The 14,822-nt window shown below is 69.7% G+C and carries 12 protein-coding genes; 6 read left to right on the forward strand and 6 right to left on the reverse strand.

Annotated features, from left to right (window positions below):
* Window positions 1-2 precede the first annotated feature (2 nt).
* Window positions 3-2,264: a hypothetical protein gene (locus AB0877_RS15800; RefSeq protein WP_366609348.1), complete on the forward strand. Its 2,262-nt coding sequence runs from the start codon at window positions 3-5 to the stop codon at window positions 2,262-2,264.
* A gap of 64 nt (window positions 2,265-2,328) precedes the next feature.
* Here the strand turns inward: AB0877_RS15800 and AB0877_RS15805 are convergent, their stop codons facing one another.
* Window positions 2,329-3,654, reverse strand: coding sequence for a glycoside hydrolase family 18 protein (locus tag AB0877_RS15805; protein ID WP_366609349.1), 1,326 nt, complete (start codon window positions 3,652-3,654; stop codon window positions 2,329-2,331).
* Window positions 3,655-3,800: 146 nt separating this feature from the next.
* Between AB0877_RS15805 and AB0877_RS15810 the strand changes: the two genes are divergently transcribed.
* Window positions 3,801-4,685 carry a bile acid:sodium symporter family protein gene (locus tag AB0877_RS15810; protein ID WP_366609350.1) on the forward strand — a complete coding sequence of 295 codons (885 nt, stop codon included), beginning with the start codon at window positions 3,801-3,803 and terminating at the stop codon, window positions 4,683-4,685.
* A 59-nt stretch (window positions 4,686-4,744) separates the two neighbouring features.
* Here AB0877_RS15810 and AB0877_RS15815 read toward each other — a convergent pair whose 3' ends face one another.
* A complete protein-coding gene (locus AB0877_RS15815; RefSeq protein ID WP_366609352.1) occupies window positions 4,745-5,164 on the reverse strand; it encodes a PPOX class F420-dependent oxidoreductase in 420 nt (139 codons plus the stop codon).
* Between the two features lie 140 nt (window positions 5,165-5,304).
* On the opposite strand from AB0877_RS15815, the gene AB0877_RS15820 reads away from it, so the two are divergent.
* Together AB0877_RS15820 and AB0877_RS15825 are read left to right on the forward strand one after the other, a co-directional pair.
* Entirely contained in the window at window positions 5,305-6,198 is an 894-nt protein-coding gene (locus tag AB0877_RS15820) for an NAD(P)-dependent oxidoreductase (RefSeq protein WP_366609354.1), read from the forward strand.
* A 165-nt stretch (window positions 6,199-6,363) separates the two neighbouring features.
* Window positions 6,364-8,310: a S8 family peptidase gene (locus AB0877_RS15825; RefSeq protein WP_366609355.1), complete on the forward strand. Its 1,947-nt coding sequence runs from the start codon at window positions 6,364-6,366 to the stop codon at window positions 8,308-8,310.
* 39 nt (window positions 8,311-8,349) lie between these two features.
* Here AB0877_RS15825 and AB0877_RS15830 read toward each other — a convergent pair whose 3' ends face one another.
* Together AB0877_RS15830 and AB0877_RS15835 are read right to left on the reverse strand one after the other, a co-directional pair.
* A complete protein-coding gene (locus tag AB0877_RS15830; protein WP_366609357.1) occupies window positions 8,350-9,285 on the reverse strand; it encodes a hypothetical protein in 936 nt (311 codons plus the stop codon).
* A 51-nt stretch (window positions 9,286-9,336) separates the two neighbouring features.
* Window positions 9,337-10,365, reverse strand: coding sequence for a glycoside hydrolase family protein (locus AB0877_RS15835; protein WP_366609359.1), 1,029 nt, complete (start codon window positions 10,363-10,365; stop codon window positions 9,337-9,339).
* 326 nt (window positions 10,366-10,691) lie between these two features.
* Between AB0877_RS15835 and AB0877_RS15840 the strand changes: the two genes are divergently transcribed.
* Both AB0877_RS15840 and AB0877_RS15845 read left to right on the forward strand, forming a co-directional pair.
* Window positions 10,692-12,500 carry a hypothetical protein gene (locus AB0877_RS15840; protein ID WP_366609361.1) on the forward strand — a complete coding sequence of 603 codons (1,809 nt, stop codon included), beginning with the start codon at window positions 10,692-10,694 and terminating at the stop codon, window positions 12,498-12,500.
* Window positions 12,493-13,044 carry a hypothetical protein gene (locus AB0877_RS15845; protein ID WP_366609363.1) on the forward strand — a complete coding sequence of 184 codons (552 nt, stop codon included), beginning with the start codon at window positions 12,493-12,495 and terminating at the stop codon, window positions 13,042-13,044. The genes AB0877_RS15840 and AB0877_RS15845 overlap by 8 nt, the downstream gene beginning before the upstream one ends.
* Before the next feature lie 10 nt (window positions 13,045-13,054).
* On the opposite strand, the gene AB0877_RS15850 is transcribed toward AB0877_RS15845, so the two are convergent.
* Window positions 13,055-13,561 carry a nucleoside deaminase gene (locus AB0877_RS15850; protein ID WP_366609364.1) on the reverse strand — a complete coding sequence of 169 codons (507 nt, stop codon included), beginning with the start codon at window positions 13,559-13,561 and terminating at the stop codon, window positions 13,055-13,057.
* Between the two features lie 143 nt (window positions 13,562-13,704).
* A complete protein-coding gene (locus AB0877_RS15855) occupies window positions 13,705-14,667 on the reverse strand; it encodes an AraC family transcriptional regulator (protein WP_366609366.1) in 963 nt (320 codons plus the stop codon).
* Window positions 14,668-14,822: the final 155 nt, after the last annotated feature.

A 14,822-nucleotide genomic window follows, 5' to 3' on the forward strand; every position in this document is an offset into this window, starting at 1 on the left:
CGATGGGTGAAGTCGTCGTCGCCGAGGCGGACCTGGCGACGCTGGGGTTCAGTACCGCGCACTCCGACCGCTACGTCTACTCCAACTACTTCGTGCCGGTCCAGCTCACCTTCGACGACGGGCAGACGCCGCTGCTGCCCTTCTACGTCAAGCAGGCGTTGATCGAGGCGATGCGGTACGGCGGGCTGTCCCAGGATCGGCTGCCGCACCTGCTCAAGGAACTCGGTCTGTCGGGGCTGTGGAAGGCCAACGACATGGACGCCGCCGACGCGGCGTTGCCGGGGCAGGACTCCGGCATGATCCACCGGGAGCCGCCGGCTCGGCGTCAGAGCATCCTCGGTGACCAGGAGGCGGAGTTCGTCGCCGGTCTGCTCCAGTCCGACGTGGGCATCGCGTTCCTCGACCGGACCCGGATCCGGCCGGTGGGCTTCGCGCTCGGCGAGCACGTCTACGCGCTGGCGCTCGCGCCCGGCGAGGAGGCGGTGCTGGAGCAGCGCACCTACACCAAGCGTGAGCTGACCCTGGAGGAGCAGGCCGAGACCGAGAGGCAGACGGACGTCGAGCTGACCAGCGCGCTCACCACGGAACTGCAGGAGGGCTTCGAGCGGCAGAAGTCGCTCACCGACACCTGGGGGCTCAACGCCAGCCACACCGGCCAGTACACCAGCCCGACCGGCGTCTGGGGCACCTTCAACGCCAGCCACACGATCGGCTACACGCGCAGCGTGACGGCGGCCAGCCAGGAGACCAGCCGCCGCGCGGTGAAGGACAGTCAGACCGCCACCTCCAAGGTCGCCGCCCGCTACCGCACCCAGCACAAGACCGACTTCAAGTTGGTGAGCGAGACCGGCATGGAGTCGACCTCGAAGCGGACCGTCCGCAATCCCAACCGGGTGACGCCGATCACGCTGCACTACTTCAAGGTGCTGCAACGCCTGGAGCTGGCCCACGAACGCTACGGCGCCCGGGTGTGCTGGGCGCCGACGGTGAAGGACCCGGCGCTGGCGTTCGCCAAGAAGATCACCGACGGGCGCCAGCGGATCAGAGACAACGCTCTCGCCGCGCTGCCCACCATGCCGGTCAAGCCGGTGCGCCCGGCACCCGGCGTGCCGGCCGCCGTGGAGACCCGCACCATCCACTCCCCGGTGGTCACGCTCGACAAGTGGGGCTTCACCGGCGACATGAGCGCCGACTACGACATCGACGTCACCTTCGACAGCGGGTGGGAGTGGGACGGCGACATCGAGAGCATCCGGCAGAGCCTCAACCTGATCACCCGTCGGCCGCCGTCGGGCATCGCGGCTCGGGTGGTCGGCGTTCCGGTGGTCACCGACGCCAACGGTCAGCCCGCACTGCGGGTACGCATCCACGTCGGCGCGGCCAGCTGGCTCGCCGGTCCCGGCGCCGACGTGCAGCTCGCCGCCACGTTCCGGCGTACCCCGACGCTGGTCGACCAGAATGCCGACGACGCCGCGTACAACGCGCTGGTGGCGGGCTATCTCACGGATCTGCAGGACTGGCAGGACACCCGCGACGCGGTGTTGGCGGCGGCCGAGGAGGCCGGGGACGAGTTCGAGGCGCGGCTGCGCGGCGGCTACTCACCGGTCAACGAGATGGTCTCGCAGATCGTCGACGCGCACTTCCCGGCCAGTGTGCGGGACGAGGCGTGGGAGATCGACTTCTGGCACCGGGTCTTCGACTGGGAGCGCGCCTCGTTCGTGTCGTACCCCGGCTGGTGGTCGGCCGGTGACGCCCGTGCCCCCGAGCGCGACCCGAGTGACTTCCTCAACGCCAGCTGGGCCAAGCTCTACCTCCCGGTGCGGGCCGGGATGGAGCTTGCCGCGCTGCGATGGATCTTCGGCAAGGCGGTGGCGACCCGGCTCGCGCCGGCGGTGGAGGAGCAACTGGCCGCGTTCGTCGACGAACTGGCCGCGTTCCGCACCAGTCACCTCGGCACCGGCGACGAGATGCCCGACCTGGGCAGCGAGTGCCAGGAGGTGCCGGAGCGGGTCTACTGCCTTGCCAAGTGGGCCGAGCTGATGCCCACCGACGGCACTCACCTGGAGGTCGTGCAGGGTGCGACGACCGCGGCCGACGCGGTCACCAGCAGGGAGATCACGGACGCGGAGGCGCTGCGGGCAGCGCTGCTCGACGGCGAGGTGCAGACCAACCGGCTCAAGACCAGGGCGTACGACCAGATGACCGGGGCCGCCGACGTCGACATCCACCTCGGCACGTCGGGTAACAGCAGCCCGACGGCGTGACGCAGTGCCGGCCCGCCACCAGCCGAGGAATCGGTCGGCGGCGGGCCGGGTGGATCGGGTACGGCTACCAGGTCGTCAGACCGAGGCCGATCGTCTTGGTCAGCGTGGCGTTGTCGTCGTCGCCGTCGAGCGACCAGATCATGGCGCCGCCCAGGCCGGCCCGTCGGATGTAGAGCGTCTTCTGCAGCACGACAGCCGGGTCGTCGTACGTCCACAACGTCGTACCGTCGAAGAGCCAGGCGTGCCCGGCGCGCAGGTCGCGGTGCACGGTGTAGCCGTTGCCGGCCAGGGTCTTGAGGTTCTTGTAGTCCTCGTAGCCGGCCTCGAAGGTGGCCGGCGCTGGCCCGGTGGCCGGCTGGAACAGACCGTTGCCGCCGCCGGTGATGCCGGTCCAGCCGCGACCGTAGTAGGGGATGCCGAGCACCAGCTTGTCGCGCGGCGCTCCTCGGGCGATCCACCCGTCGATGGCGACCTCGACGGAGAAGTCCGGGTTGTCCGGGGCGCCCGCCGGGACGCGCAGCGCCGACTGCTGGTTGGCCCGTGCGTCCCAGCCGCCGTGGAAGTCGTACCCCTGCACGGTGGCGAAGTCCAGGTACTTGAAGATCTTGCGGCCCTCGTAGCCGGCATCCATGAAGGCCGGGCTGGCCGGCAGGAACGCGGTCAGCGGGTGGTGGGCGCGGGTCGTGCGCCCGTACGCGTCGAGCTGCCGGCGGAACTCGGCGAGCAGCTTGGTGAAGTTCTCCCGGTCCTCGGGGCGGATGACGTTGCCGGGCTCACCGTCCGAGCCGGGCCACTCCCAGTCGAGGTCGATGCCGTCGAAGACGCCGGCCCCGGCACCGGCGGTGGTGCCCGGCAGGTTGCCCTTGAGGTAGAGGTCGATGCAGGACGTGACGAACGCCTTGCGGGACGCGTCGGTGGCGGCCGCGTTCGAGAAGTACGTCGACCAGCTCCAGCCGCCCAGCGAGATCAGCACCTGCAGCTTGGGGTGCTTGGCCTTCAGCTTGGCGAGTTGGCCGAAGTTGCCGTTGAGCGCCTGGCCCGGGGCGTCCGCGACACCGTCGACGCTCTCCTCGGCGGGGACGGGGCGCTGGTAGTCGGCCCAGGCGTCGCCCTCACCCGGCCCACCGTCGACGTAGCAGCGACCGTCCTCAGTGACGTTTCCAAAGGCGTAGTTGAGGTGGGTGAGGCGGCTCGCCGCCCCGGAGGTTTCGAGCTTCTTGACCGGGAAGGCCCGGCCGTAGATGCCCCACTGGGTGAAGTAGCCGACCCGGTGGTAGCCGGCGCGTTCCGGTTTGCCGCCCGCGTTCGCGGCGGTCGGTGGGGCGGCGGTGATCAGCAGGGTCGTCAGAGCGACGACGGCGGCGAGACGGCGGTGACGGAATGGTCGCATCGGCACACTCCCACAGGACATCAAGCAGCATTAGTTAAGAGACTTATCTGATTGATGAAGTTAAGCCGGTCACCGTCTGCGGTCAAGAGGCGTCCGTCCGCACGGGGGATTGTGAACGCGTTACCCGGTGGTAACGATGTTGTGCCATGGACTCCGCCCTGACACTGATCGGACTACCCGTCGCCCTCGGCATCATCATGCTCGGTCTGGGTCTCGGACTCACCATGGCGGACTTCCGCCGGGTGGCCCAGCACCCGCGGGCCGCCGTCATCGCCCTGGTCTGCCAGGTGCTCGTGCTGCCAGCGATCTGCTTCTGCCTCGTCCTCGCGTTCGACCTGGCACCCGAACTGGCCGTCGGCATGATGCTGCTCGCCGCGTCACCGGGCGGCACCACCGCCAACCTCTACAGCCACCTGTTCGGCGGGCACGTGGCCCTGAACATCACCCTGACCGCCATCAACTCGGTGCTCGCCGTGTTCACCCTGCCGATCCTGGTCAACCTGTCGGCGGCGTACTTCCTGCCCGACGGCAGGAGCATCGGCCTGCAGTTCGACAAGGTGCTCCAGGTCTTCGCCATCGTGCTCGTCCCGGTCGCGATCGGCATGCTCATCCGGGCGCGGGTGCCACAGGTGGCCGAGCGGCTGAACCGCCCGGTCCGGATCTTCTCCGTCGTCGTCCTCGTCGCGGTGATCGCCGGCGCGGTGCTCGGCGACCGGGAGAACATCGCCGACTACTTCGTCTCGGTCGGCCTGGCCGTGCTCGCCTTCAACCTGCTCAGCCTCGCCATCGGGTACGGGGTGCCGCGCCTCGCCGGTGTCGACCGGAGCGCCGCGACGGCCGCCGGTTTCGAGATCGGCATCCACAACAGCACCCTGGCCATCACGATCGCGCTCAGCCCGGCGCTGCTCAACAGCACCCAGATGGCGATCCCCGGAGCCGTCTACGGCATCGTCATGTTCTTCACCGCGGCGGCCTTCGGTTACCTGGTGAACCGCGCCGGCGCCCGGTCCGCCCCCGCCCTGACGCCCTGAGGGCCGGCACCCTGTCGCCCCGACGGCAGCCGTCGAGGCGACAGGGCGGACCGCAACGCTCAGCCGACCTGGTTGTTGTCCTTCTGCTCGCCCCACCCGTGCCAGCGGTCGATCTCGATCAGGGCGCTGACCCGGGCGCGTTCCCGACGCGGGTAGGCGTTGCCCGTGTAGTGCTTCGACAACCGGTCGATGTCCGCCAGGCCCTCGTCGGCGCGCAGTTCGACGACGTGCCCGATGATGCTGACGTGGGTGTACCAACCAGCCTCGTCGAGCACGGTCAGCGACACCCGGGGGTCGTTGCGGACGTGCTCCAACCGGCGGCGGCTCTCGTCCATGTTCACCAGGATCCGGCCGTCCTCCCACAGGTACCAGGTGGCGGCGGACACCGGCTGACCACCATTGCGAAGTGTGGTCATCACTGCCGGGTTCGGCTTCCGGAGCATGGCGATCGCGGCCTCGGGAAGCGGTGGCTTGGACATGAAGTCTCCTCGTCGCGACAACGTTTACCCCTGCACGTTACGCACCTGCCCGCCCGATCGCGCTCGGATCGCGATCGCGGCGCGGCGGGCCCGGCCCACCCCGCCGCCCGGCTGCCACCGACGGCGGCGAAGATGGGGTCATGAGCATCTCCGCACTGCCCAGGCGTGTCGTCGTCACCGGCGCCACCGGAAAGCTCGGCCGCGCCGTCGTCGCCCACCTCCGGGCCGCGGGTGTCGACGTGCTGGCGGTGGACCGCGCCGGCGGTCGCGACCCCCGCGACGTGGACGGCGAGTTCCTCCTGGTCGACCTGACCGACTACGGGCAGGTGGTGGAGGCGTTCACCGGAGGCGCCGACGAGCACGCGGGCGGCGTCGACGCGGTCGTGCACCTGGCGGCGGTCCCGGCCCCCGGTCTGATGTCGAACGCGACGACGTTCGCGAACAACTCCGCCGCCACGTACAACGTGTTCGCCGCCGCCCGCGCGGCCGGGATCAAGCGGGTCGTCTGGGCGTCCAGCGAGACGGTGCTCGGGCTGCCGTTCGACACACCGCCGCCGTACGCGCCGGTCGACGAGGAGTACGCGCCGCGCCCCGAGTCGACGTACTCGTTGAACAAGGCACTTGAGGAGGAGATGGCCCGGCACTTCTGCCGATGGGACCCGGAGCTGGTCATGGTGGGTCTGCGCTTCTCCAACGTGATGGACGTCGAGGACTATGCGCCGTTTCCCTCGTTCGACGCCGACCCGCAGCTGCGCCGGTGGAACCTGTGGGGCTACATCGACGCCCGCGACGGGGCCCAGGCGGTCGAGCGCGCGCTCGCGCACGACCAGCCCGGTGCCGACGTCTTCGTCATCGCCAACGCCGACACCGTCATGAGCCGGTCCAGCGCCAGCCTGATGGCCGAGGTCTACCCGGGCGTCGAGATCCGCAAGGAGCTGGGTGAGCACGAGACCCTGCTCAGCATCGACAAGGCCCGCCGGGTGCTGGGCTACGAGCCGCGGCACTCATGGCGAGACCACGTCGACGTGCTGTAGGTGTCGGGTGGAGGCTCATAAACAGTTTTGACGTTACGAAACATCGATCGTTGTTAACCGGGCTGTTCGCACTGCCGCGTCTCCTCCTACCTTTCGGCGCAGCCCTCCGAATTCGACGTCACCCGGACGCGAATCGCGGAGTCGGCACCTTGGAGGAGATCACCCGTGTTGCAACGACTCCCAGCCGCTGGCTTCGCGCTCGTTCTGGCGCTGGCCGGGGCCATCGGCGTCGGTGGCCCGGCCCAGGCCGAGCCGACCGGCACCATCAGGTACGCGGACGGCCCGAACGCGGTGGCCGACCGCTACATCGTGACGCTGAAGTCCACGGCGTTGGTGGCCTCTGCCGTCGACACCAAAGCCCGCGAGCTGACCGGCCGCTTCGGTGGCCAGACCCGACACGTCTATGCGTCGGCCCTGCCCGGCTTCTCGGTGACCATGGCCGCGAAGCAGGCGCAACGACTGGCCGCCGATCCGTCCGTCGCGTCCGTCGAGCAGGTCCAGCGCATCGGCGTACTCGACACCCAGACGAACCCGCCGAACTGGGGAGACGACCGGATCGACCAGCGCAACCTGCCGCTGAACCAGACCTTCACCTACCCGGCCAACCCGGGCCAGGGGGTCACCGTCTACGTCCTCGACACCGGCATCAACGCCAACCACACCGAGTTCACCGGCCGGGTGCGGCAGGGCACCGACATGGTGGACAACGACAGCACCCCACAGGACTGCCACGGACACGGCACGCACGTCGCCGGCACCGCCGTGGGCACCACATACGGAATCGCGAAGAAGGCCGGCGTGGTCGCCGTGCGGGTGTTGAACTGCCAGGGCAGCGGAACGAACGACGACCTGATCGCGGGAATCAACTGGGTACGCGCCAACGCGCAGAAGCCAGCGGTGGTCAACTACAGCATCGGCTGCGGCAGCCGGTGCACCAGCCAGGCGATGGACAGTGCCGTCACCAGCCTGATCGGCTCGGGTGTGCAGTTCGTGCAGGCAGCCGGCAACTCCTCGGACGATGCCTGCTACTACAGCCCCCAGGCGGTCACCGCGGCCATCACGGTCGGCAACAGCACCAGCTCCGACGCACGCAACAGCAGCAGCAACTACGGCTCCTGCCTGGACATCTTCGCTCCTGGCACCAGCATCGTCTCGGCGTCCTACTCCAGCAACAACGGCAGCGCCACGATGACGGGCACCTCGATGGCGTCACCGCACACGGCCGGTGCGGCGGCGTTGTATCTCGGAGCGAACCCCACTGCGACTCCCGCCCAGGTTCGGGCGGCGCTGGTGGACAACGGCACCACCAGCAAGATCACCAGCCCGGGCAGCGGCTCGCCGAACGTCCTGCTCTACACCGGGTTCATCGGTGGCACCGATCCCGGTCCGGGCAGCCCGTCGGTGACCAACCCGGGTAACCGCACCTCGGCTGTCGGCCAAGCGGTCGACGTGCAGGTGCAGGGCAGTGGGGGAACCACCCCGTACACCTGGAGCGCCTCGGGGTTGCCGGCCGGCCTCACCATCAGCACGTCCACCGGGCGGATCACCGGCAGCGCCACCACGGCGGGCACCTCGAACGTGACGGTGACCCTCACCGACGCGGCGGGCCGGACCGCGCAGGCCACCTTCACCTGGACGGTGACCAGTGGTGGCGGTGGCTGCACGCCGGCGCAGCTCGTCGGTAACCCGGGCTTCGAGAGCGGCACCTCGCCGTGGACCGCGACGGCGAACGTGATCGGCACCTGGTCGCAGTACCCGGCGCGCTCCGGCACCCGTAACGCCTGGCTGAACGGCGGCGGCCGGGTGCAGACCGACACCGTGTCGCAGTCGCTGACGATCCCGGCCGGATGTGCCACCGCGACGCTGCGGTTCTGGATCCGGATCACCACCGCCGAGTACGAGAACCTGGCCTACGACCGGTTGACGGTCACCCTCGGTGGCACCACGGTGGCCAGCTACTCGAACCTGGACAGGACCACCGGCTACGTCGAGAAGGCGATCAACGTCGGCCAGTTCGGCGGGCAGACCGCCACGCTGACGTTCAACGGGGTGGAGGACTGGTCGTACCAGACCAGCTTCGTGATCGACGACGCGACGATCAGCGTGAGCTGACCGACGGCGCCGGAATGGGAGTGAGTGGCCGAAGGTCACTCACTCCCATTCCCAGCGCATGCCCACGATCCCCGGCGGGACGTCGGATGCGATCAGGTGGGCCCCGTGGGTGGACCCGATCCACGCCTCCCAGACACCCTGGTCGGGCGCGTGCAGGCCCCGTCGTTCGAAGCGGTGACAGCGGGCCGGTACGGCGTCGTGGTCGAACTGCACCTGCAGGACGTACTCACTGACCGGGGTGGAGAATCCCCGGTAGTAGTTGTCCGTCGGCTCCTGCGAGGTGCTGAGAAAGTCGTATTCGATGACCACGGTGTCGCCCTGGGCCAGCATTCGGTCGAAGATGATCTCCGCGACGAGCAGGCCCGAGCTGTGGTCTCCACGGACCCGGCCGACCCGACAGTTGCGGACCGCGTTGATCCGGGTCGAGGCCGTCAGGTCGTCGGAGCGGAAGATGCCCACCGTCCGCGAGACCCGGTCGGTGTTGGCCCGCAGCACCTGCCGGCAGGTCAAGCTGATCTCCTGGCGTCGGTCGCCGACCACGTAGAGGTCGTGCAGGCTGAGCCGGGTCAGCTCGTGGTACAACCACCGGTCGACCTCGGCGACCATCTTGGCGACGCTGGTGCCGTCGCTGAAGAGGCGGTCGATCTCAATCGTTCCCGGTGGTTGGCTCAGCCAGCGGCCACGAGGCCGGCGCGGGCCGAGTTGCACGATCAGCGACTCGGCCGGCAGCGACAGGATCGCCTCGAGGAGCCGGACCGCTTTGATCGACTCCGGGCGCTCCGGCCGGCTGCGACCGCGTCGCCAGTAGCTCAACGTGGTGAGACTGACGCTGACCCCGGCCGTCGACAGCTTCTCCTGGATCTCCTCCAGCCGCATGCCGCGGTCCTCGATGGCGAGGTGGAGGGCCGCCGAGAACGGACCGGTACGCAGCGCGTGCGCCAGGTCCCTGCCCAGCTCGCTACGGGCCTTCTCCATGTCGGCTGAGTATGGTCACGTCGCAGCCCTCGCGCCAGCGGTGCCGATGTCTCAGCGCGCCGCCTGGTAGGCGCGACCGACGGCGGTGGCGGTGCTGCCGGTGCGGAACAGGCCGGTCTGGTCCTTGTCGGTGGCGGGCAGGCCGAACCACGCGTACCGCTGCAGCCAGGACAGCCCACCCAGCATCTTCGTCGCCGCGGTGAGGAACGCCGCCTGCTGTGCCTGGGTGGGGAAACGGACGCCGTTGGAGAAGTCGATCAGGGCGAACTCGGTGAGCCAGACCGGCAGGTCGTACCTGTCGTGCACGGCCTGGAGGTACGACTTGAGCTGGTTGACCGCGTTGGCCGTGGTGAAGTCCCCGCCGTACCAGTGCAGGGCGATGAAGTCGACCCGGTAGCCGCGCTGCTTGGCCCCGGCCATGAACCGGTCGAGCCACTCGCCCGGCCGGTCGCCGCCCCAGGCCACCGCCGGGCTGCCCAGCGGCAGGCCGGTGGCCTGCAACTGCGGCCACAGCTCAAGCGCCTGCTCGACGGTCATCTCGGCCTGGCCCTTCAGGTCCGGCTCGTTGAAGCCGAGCAGGTAACGGCCGTTCTGCTTGGCCTGTTGCAGATTGCTCGCGGTGACGCTCTTCGCTCCCCAGATCATCGGGACGAACTCGGTGCCCTGCGGGCTGGTGACGCCCTGGTGCTTCACGTCCCAGGTGTAGTACCAACTCGCCCCGGAGCTGGCCAACGCCTGGTTGACGCCGTCGAAGGTCCACACGCCGACGCCTTTGCGCTTGGAGGTCACCGCGGTGGCCGCCGGGGCGACCGGACGCCGGGTCGTCGGCTTCGCCGCCGGCGTCGACGGGGGAGCCGTCCCCGTCGGGCTCGCCGTGGCGGCGGGCGTGGTCGCGGCGGGGGTGCCCGGCAGCGGGCTGGCGGACGGTGGCGCGTCGAGCGCCTGCGTCGCCGCCGGGGCGGGCGTCGGCCCGGTCGGCTGCACCACGACGAGCACACCCGTCACCAGTACGGCGACCGCGGCGGCCGCCAGGAGCGGCCACAGCAGCCGCCGCGCGCCGATCGGGAGGCGGCCGAGCACCCCGCGTGGGGGCTCCGCGTGGACGCCCCGATTTCCCCTTGCGGCGTCCGCTGCACCCTGGCCGGTTGCGCGCATCGTCTCGACTCCCTCGTGTGTGGTCGCAGCACTGTTCCATGCCGCGCTGGCGGGGGAACCCGCCAACTCCTCACCTCAGGAGACTCGCCAGCCGTACCCGGATAACAGTTTCGTCGCCGGCGCGGCACCGAATGCACGTGGTCCGGGCCGTCCGACCGCAACCGCTGGCTCAATGGACCGACGGTACCCGGAGATCGAACAACGCTGGTAGGTTCTGGGCCCCCTTGGTCAGTGTCTGCAACGGAGATCGCATGCCGCCCGCTCGATCGATGTTCCTGGCCAGTCGGCGGCATGTGGTCAGGGCTGCGATCATCGCGGTCGCCGGGGGCATGGGTGCGGTGTACGTGCTGCGCAACGTGGGACCACCGGCTGACAAGGCTGACGTGGTGTGGCAGGTCGACCTGGGTTTGTTCTCGGCCATGCTGACGGCGGTGACCATCGTGTTCGCGGTCACGATCACGCCGCAGACCCGGTGGCCGTCCTTCAGCGACCTGATGCGGGCGATGGCCGCAACGTCCTGGCTGGCGACGGCCACCGTCGGGATCACGTGTGCGGCGGCGGGCGACATCTGGTCCCACTCGGGTCTCGCGGCAGTCGGGGCGGTGCTCACGGTCGTGCAGCTCGGCTTCGGGCTTGACTCGCTGTGGGTCCTGATGCGGTTCCGGTCGGCGGCGGGACGCCGGAGGATTCTGATCAGGCTGGCCACCCGGCGGTTGCATCGGGCGGCGGCTGACGGCACGCCGACGATGGAGCACCACGAGTTGACCGACCTGAACGACGAGATCGAATACTCGATCGATCGCGGTGACGTGGCCGAGATCGCAGCGCGGGTCACCGAGATCGTGGACGGATGCCCGGACGATCGGACCGCCGATCAGGCACGCTACCGGCTGGCTCTGCTCACCCACCTGCTGGAGCGGCTGGGTCGGTCGGTGCTGTTCGAGTCGCTTACCGGTGACGCGGCTCGCGCGGCGGTGCCGCCGTTGGTGCGCGGTGTGCTGCAGACCAGCTGGCGGCTCAGCGAGCTGACGTTCCCGAATCGGACAGCCACCGAGCGGGACGAGGTGGCTGCCGCGGTGGCCCTTGGGCAGGTGTGCCGCGTGATCGCGTGGCTGCAGCAGTGCGCTCAGGAGCGTCTGCAGACCGACCCGGGCGACCCGGGGAGCCGCCAGATCGGAATTGCGCTGAGCCAAGGTCGGCAGCGGATCGTGCAATTCGTCGACCCGGACCCGCCTGGCCTGTTCCGGGCACCGAACGACCCCTGGCCGTACGGGTTCAGTGATCCTCGCGCCGCCATGCTGTGGTTGTCGACCCTGTGCGAGTTCGGCGGCAGCCAGGCCGGGGTTGGGCTGTACATCCTCTGCGAGGTGCTGACGGGCGAGAAGTTCTTTGGCAACTACTGGGACGACGCCTGCGTGTTCAGCGAGATCGAGCGGCGGGTCGGTCCGTTCGGGGAGCATTCGGCCAAGGCCAGCGCCCTCGTCGCCGGGTGTGGCGGCCTGGGTACCGTCAGCCTCGACCTGGCCGCCACCGTGATCGCGGGGCTTCGCAACCGCAACTTCGTCCCGCCCGCGGGCTGGGAATCCGATGCGAACTACTCGACCGACAAGCGGTATCTGCGCAGCCAGTTGACGATGTTCGCCACCTACGACTGCCTCGCCGATGAGGACGCCGCGCTCGACTGGGTCGCCGACGCGCTGCTCAGCGCGCCGACGAGACGGTGCGTGGAGAATGTCGTCCAGGACGCGTACGTCCAGCACGCTGAACCGAGCCGGATTCCCATCCGGTCCCTGGGTGAACGCCCTGGAGCGGTCGTCCTGGCCGCGCTGATCCGGCTGGCACTGCACCGACCGCCGCAGGCCGAGGCGTTTCTGCGTCGGCTGCCGCCGCCCCTGTTGGGTGGGGCGCTGCAGCAGGCCCGGTTCAGCCTCCGTGCGTCCACCCCGGCGGAGCCCGTGGCCTCCATCTGGACGGCGAGCGCTCGGCGGCTGCTGCCCTCGCGACCGGAGCAGGAGAGGGAGCTGATGAGCATCGTCATCGAGGTGCTGGCCCGTGACTGACGACAGGGATACGCAGTGGGTGGAAGCCACGAACGCGGTCGAGGCGGCCGAGACGGTCTGGATCGTCCAACTGGCGGAGCGTTGGCTCGTCGACCCGGCGACCGCCGGTGTCCGGGACGCCTTGGACCTGGCACTGTTCCGGCGGCTGCTGAGAGCCCCACGGGGCATCGCGATCCGCCGGCTCCTGCACTACGACCCGCCGAGCGACCTTGGCGGCGAAGTCGGGTACGAACGGGCCAAGCTCGAGCATGAGGACTGGGTAGCCAGGGTGCGGCGGCAACTGGCCTACGTCGGCGCGGCTGGAAGCATGAACCGCAACGACCCACCGGACTGTGACTACCTGATCCGGCTTGTCATCCTTCCGAGGGCGGGACGACAGGCGACCGTTACCCCACCGGACGGGATCTGGATCGACTCTGCACCACCGGACCAGGTGCTCGAAGCGTGGGCCGCCGACGGCTTGATCGTGCTCGACCCGCACGAGGTGAACGTCGTCGGGCCGTACAGCGACCGCAACCCGCTATGGGTGGGCATCATGACGTGACCAGCAGTGGTCACAACTTCGGGACGACCGGTTGCGGAAACTGGGCCGCCCATGACTTCAGCACTGCGGCGGCCTGGTCGTGGAGCGGGCCCTCTGCGGTCTCGACGCGCAGGGTGCGCTGGGTGGATTCGACGGTCAGTTCGCGGTAGAGCTGAAGGTCCTCGAATCCGTAGGTGCCGACATCGTGACTCGAAGCGCCGCAGACGAGCCGTGGAATCTGCGCCCAGTAGCAGGCGACCAGGCACATCGGGCACGGCTCACTGCTGGCGTACATGGTGGCGTCGGGCATGAGGTGGCGCTGAAGCTTCCTGCCGGCCGCACGGAGGGCCATGACCTCGGCGTGCGCGGTCGGGTCCCGTGATTCGACCACGCTGCTGGTGCCTTCGGCGATGACCGTCGTGCCGATGACGACGATGGCGCCGAATGGGGTCTTTCCTTCGTCTTCGAGTGCGTATCGCGAGATCTCGATCGCCCGGCCGAGGAACTCCGAGTCGGTCGGGCTGAGGCTTGCCGGCATCGTCGTATCCTTCGCGGGTTGTTCGGTGTCCGGTCAGCGTTGACGCTCACACGGGGGTGTCGCAAGGCAGGTGCGTCGGTAATAGCACAGGACCCGCCGACAGTGGTCCCACGCCCGGGACGGCACGACGCGCGACGGCCTGGTCAGCGCCGAAGGGTCGCGGACGGCGGCTCACCGAACCGACTCCGATACTCGGTCGCGAACCGGCCGAGGTGGAGGAAGCCGTGCTGGAGCGCGACCGTGGTCACGGATGTGCCCGGCGCGGCCGAGCGGAGCGTGCGGTGGGCCGCGTCGAGGCGGCAGGCCCGCAGGTACGCGGTCGGGGTGGTCCGCAGCTCGCGGCGGAAGCAGTCCTGCAAGCTGCGGACGCTCACCCGCAGCGCCTCCGCGATGTCACCGACGGTCAGCGCCTCGCTGTGGTGATCGGCGATCAGGGCGCAGGCGCGCCGGACGAGCCGCCCCGGGTTGGGGTGGTGGGCCGGCTCCGTCAGCAGGTCGGAGTGGCTGTGCCGGTGGGCGAGCAGCAGTTTTCCGATCAGCCCTTCCGCGAAACGGTCGGCGACCTGCGGATTGTCGAACAGGGACGCGTCCGCCGGCCGCGACAGCTCGTCGGCGAGGAACGTCACCCCGCGCGCCCACGCCTGCGCGGTTGGCGTGGTCATCACCATGCCGGCGTCGAGGCGGATCGGTTCGTCCACCGGGCGGCCCAGCAGGCGGGCGAGTTCCCGGTCGACGGCTCGCCGGTCGGCGTAGAAGATCCGGTGTGGTGACCCCTCGGACCAGCGCATGTCCGAGGAGTCGTACGGGGACAGCACCGAGGCGACGTCGGGGGTCGAGGTCACGGTCTGACCGGCGTGCCGGACCAGCGTGCTCCCGGCGGCGGGGATCTGGACGAGGTAGAACGTCTCCAGCGCGGGCGGTTGGATGCGCACCGCCTGCCCGTAGTCGAGGTCGATGATGCCGACCGCACCCGCCCGGCGGGCCGCCATCCGCAGGTGGACGTTGCGTACGCCCGCCTCCGGGGTGAGCCGGTGCGGACAGAAGACCCGGCCCACCTCGGCGCGAGCCCGGTCGACGTCGTCCGTGCGGACCGTCACCGCGTCCATCCGACACCTCCGGGCGTCCCGATGCGCCGACCCTAAGGCGTGACCGGGCCGACACGGACCGGAGTGCCGTCGACCCGACAGCAGAACGGGCGCGACAGCGTACGGCGGATATCGGCTGCGCGGCGCGGATAGCGACCTTCCGGGATCGCTCGTTA

The sequence above is a fragment of the Micromonospora sp. NPDC047644 genome (assembly GCF_040704315.1).
Taxonomy (GTDB): Bacteria; Actinomycetota; Actinomycetes; order Mycobacteriales; family Micromonosporaceae; genus Micromonospora.

Bases quoted from the DNA above. Each gene is read 5' to 3' on its own strand.
- AB0877_RS15800 (WP_366609348.1), top strand. From the start codon at position 3: ATGGGTGAAGTCGTCGTCGCCGAGGCGGACCTGGCGACGCTGGGGTTC.
- AB0877_RS15805 (WP_366609349.1), bottom strand. From the start codon at position 3,654: ATGCGACCATTCCGTCACCGCCGTCTCGCCGCCGTCGTCGCTCTGACG.
- AB0877_RS15810 (WP_366609350.1), top strand. From the start codon at position 3,801: ATGGACTCCGCCCTGACACTGATCGGACTACCCGTCGCCCTCGGCATC.
- AB0877_RS15815 (WP_366609352.1), bottom strand. From the start codon at position 5,164: ATGTCCAAGCCACCGCTTCCCGAGGCCGCGATCGCCATGCTCCGGAAG.
- AB0877_RS15820 (WP_366609354.1), top strand. From the start codon at position 5,305: ATGAGCATCTCCGCACTGCCCAGGCGTGTCGTCGTCACCGGCGCCACC.
- AB0877_RS15830 (WP_366609357.1), bottom strand. From the start codon at position 9,285: ATGGAGAAGGCCCGTAGCGAGCTGGGCAGGGACCTGGCGCACGCGCTG.
- AB0877_RS15840 (WP_366609361.1), top strand. From the start codon at position 10,692: ATGCCGCCCGCTCGATCGATGTTCCTGGCCAGTCGGCGGCATGTGGTC.
- AB0877_RS15850 (WP_366609364.1), bottom strand. From the start codon at position 13,561: ATGCCGGCAAGCCTCAGCCCGACCGACTCGGAGTTCCTCGGCCGGGCG.
- AB0877_RS15855 (WP_366609366.1), bottom strand. From the start codon at position 14,667: ATGGACGCGGTGACGGTCCGCACGGACGACGTCGACCGGGCTCGCGCC.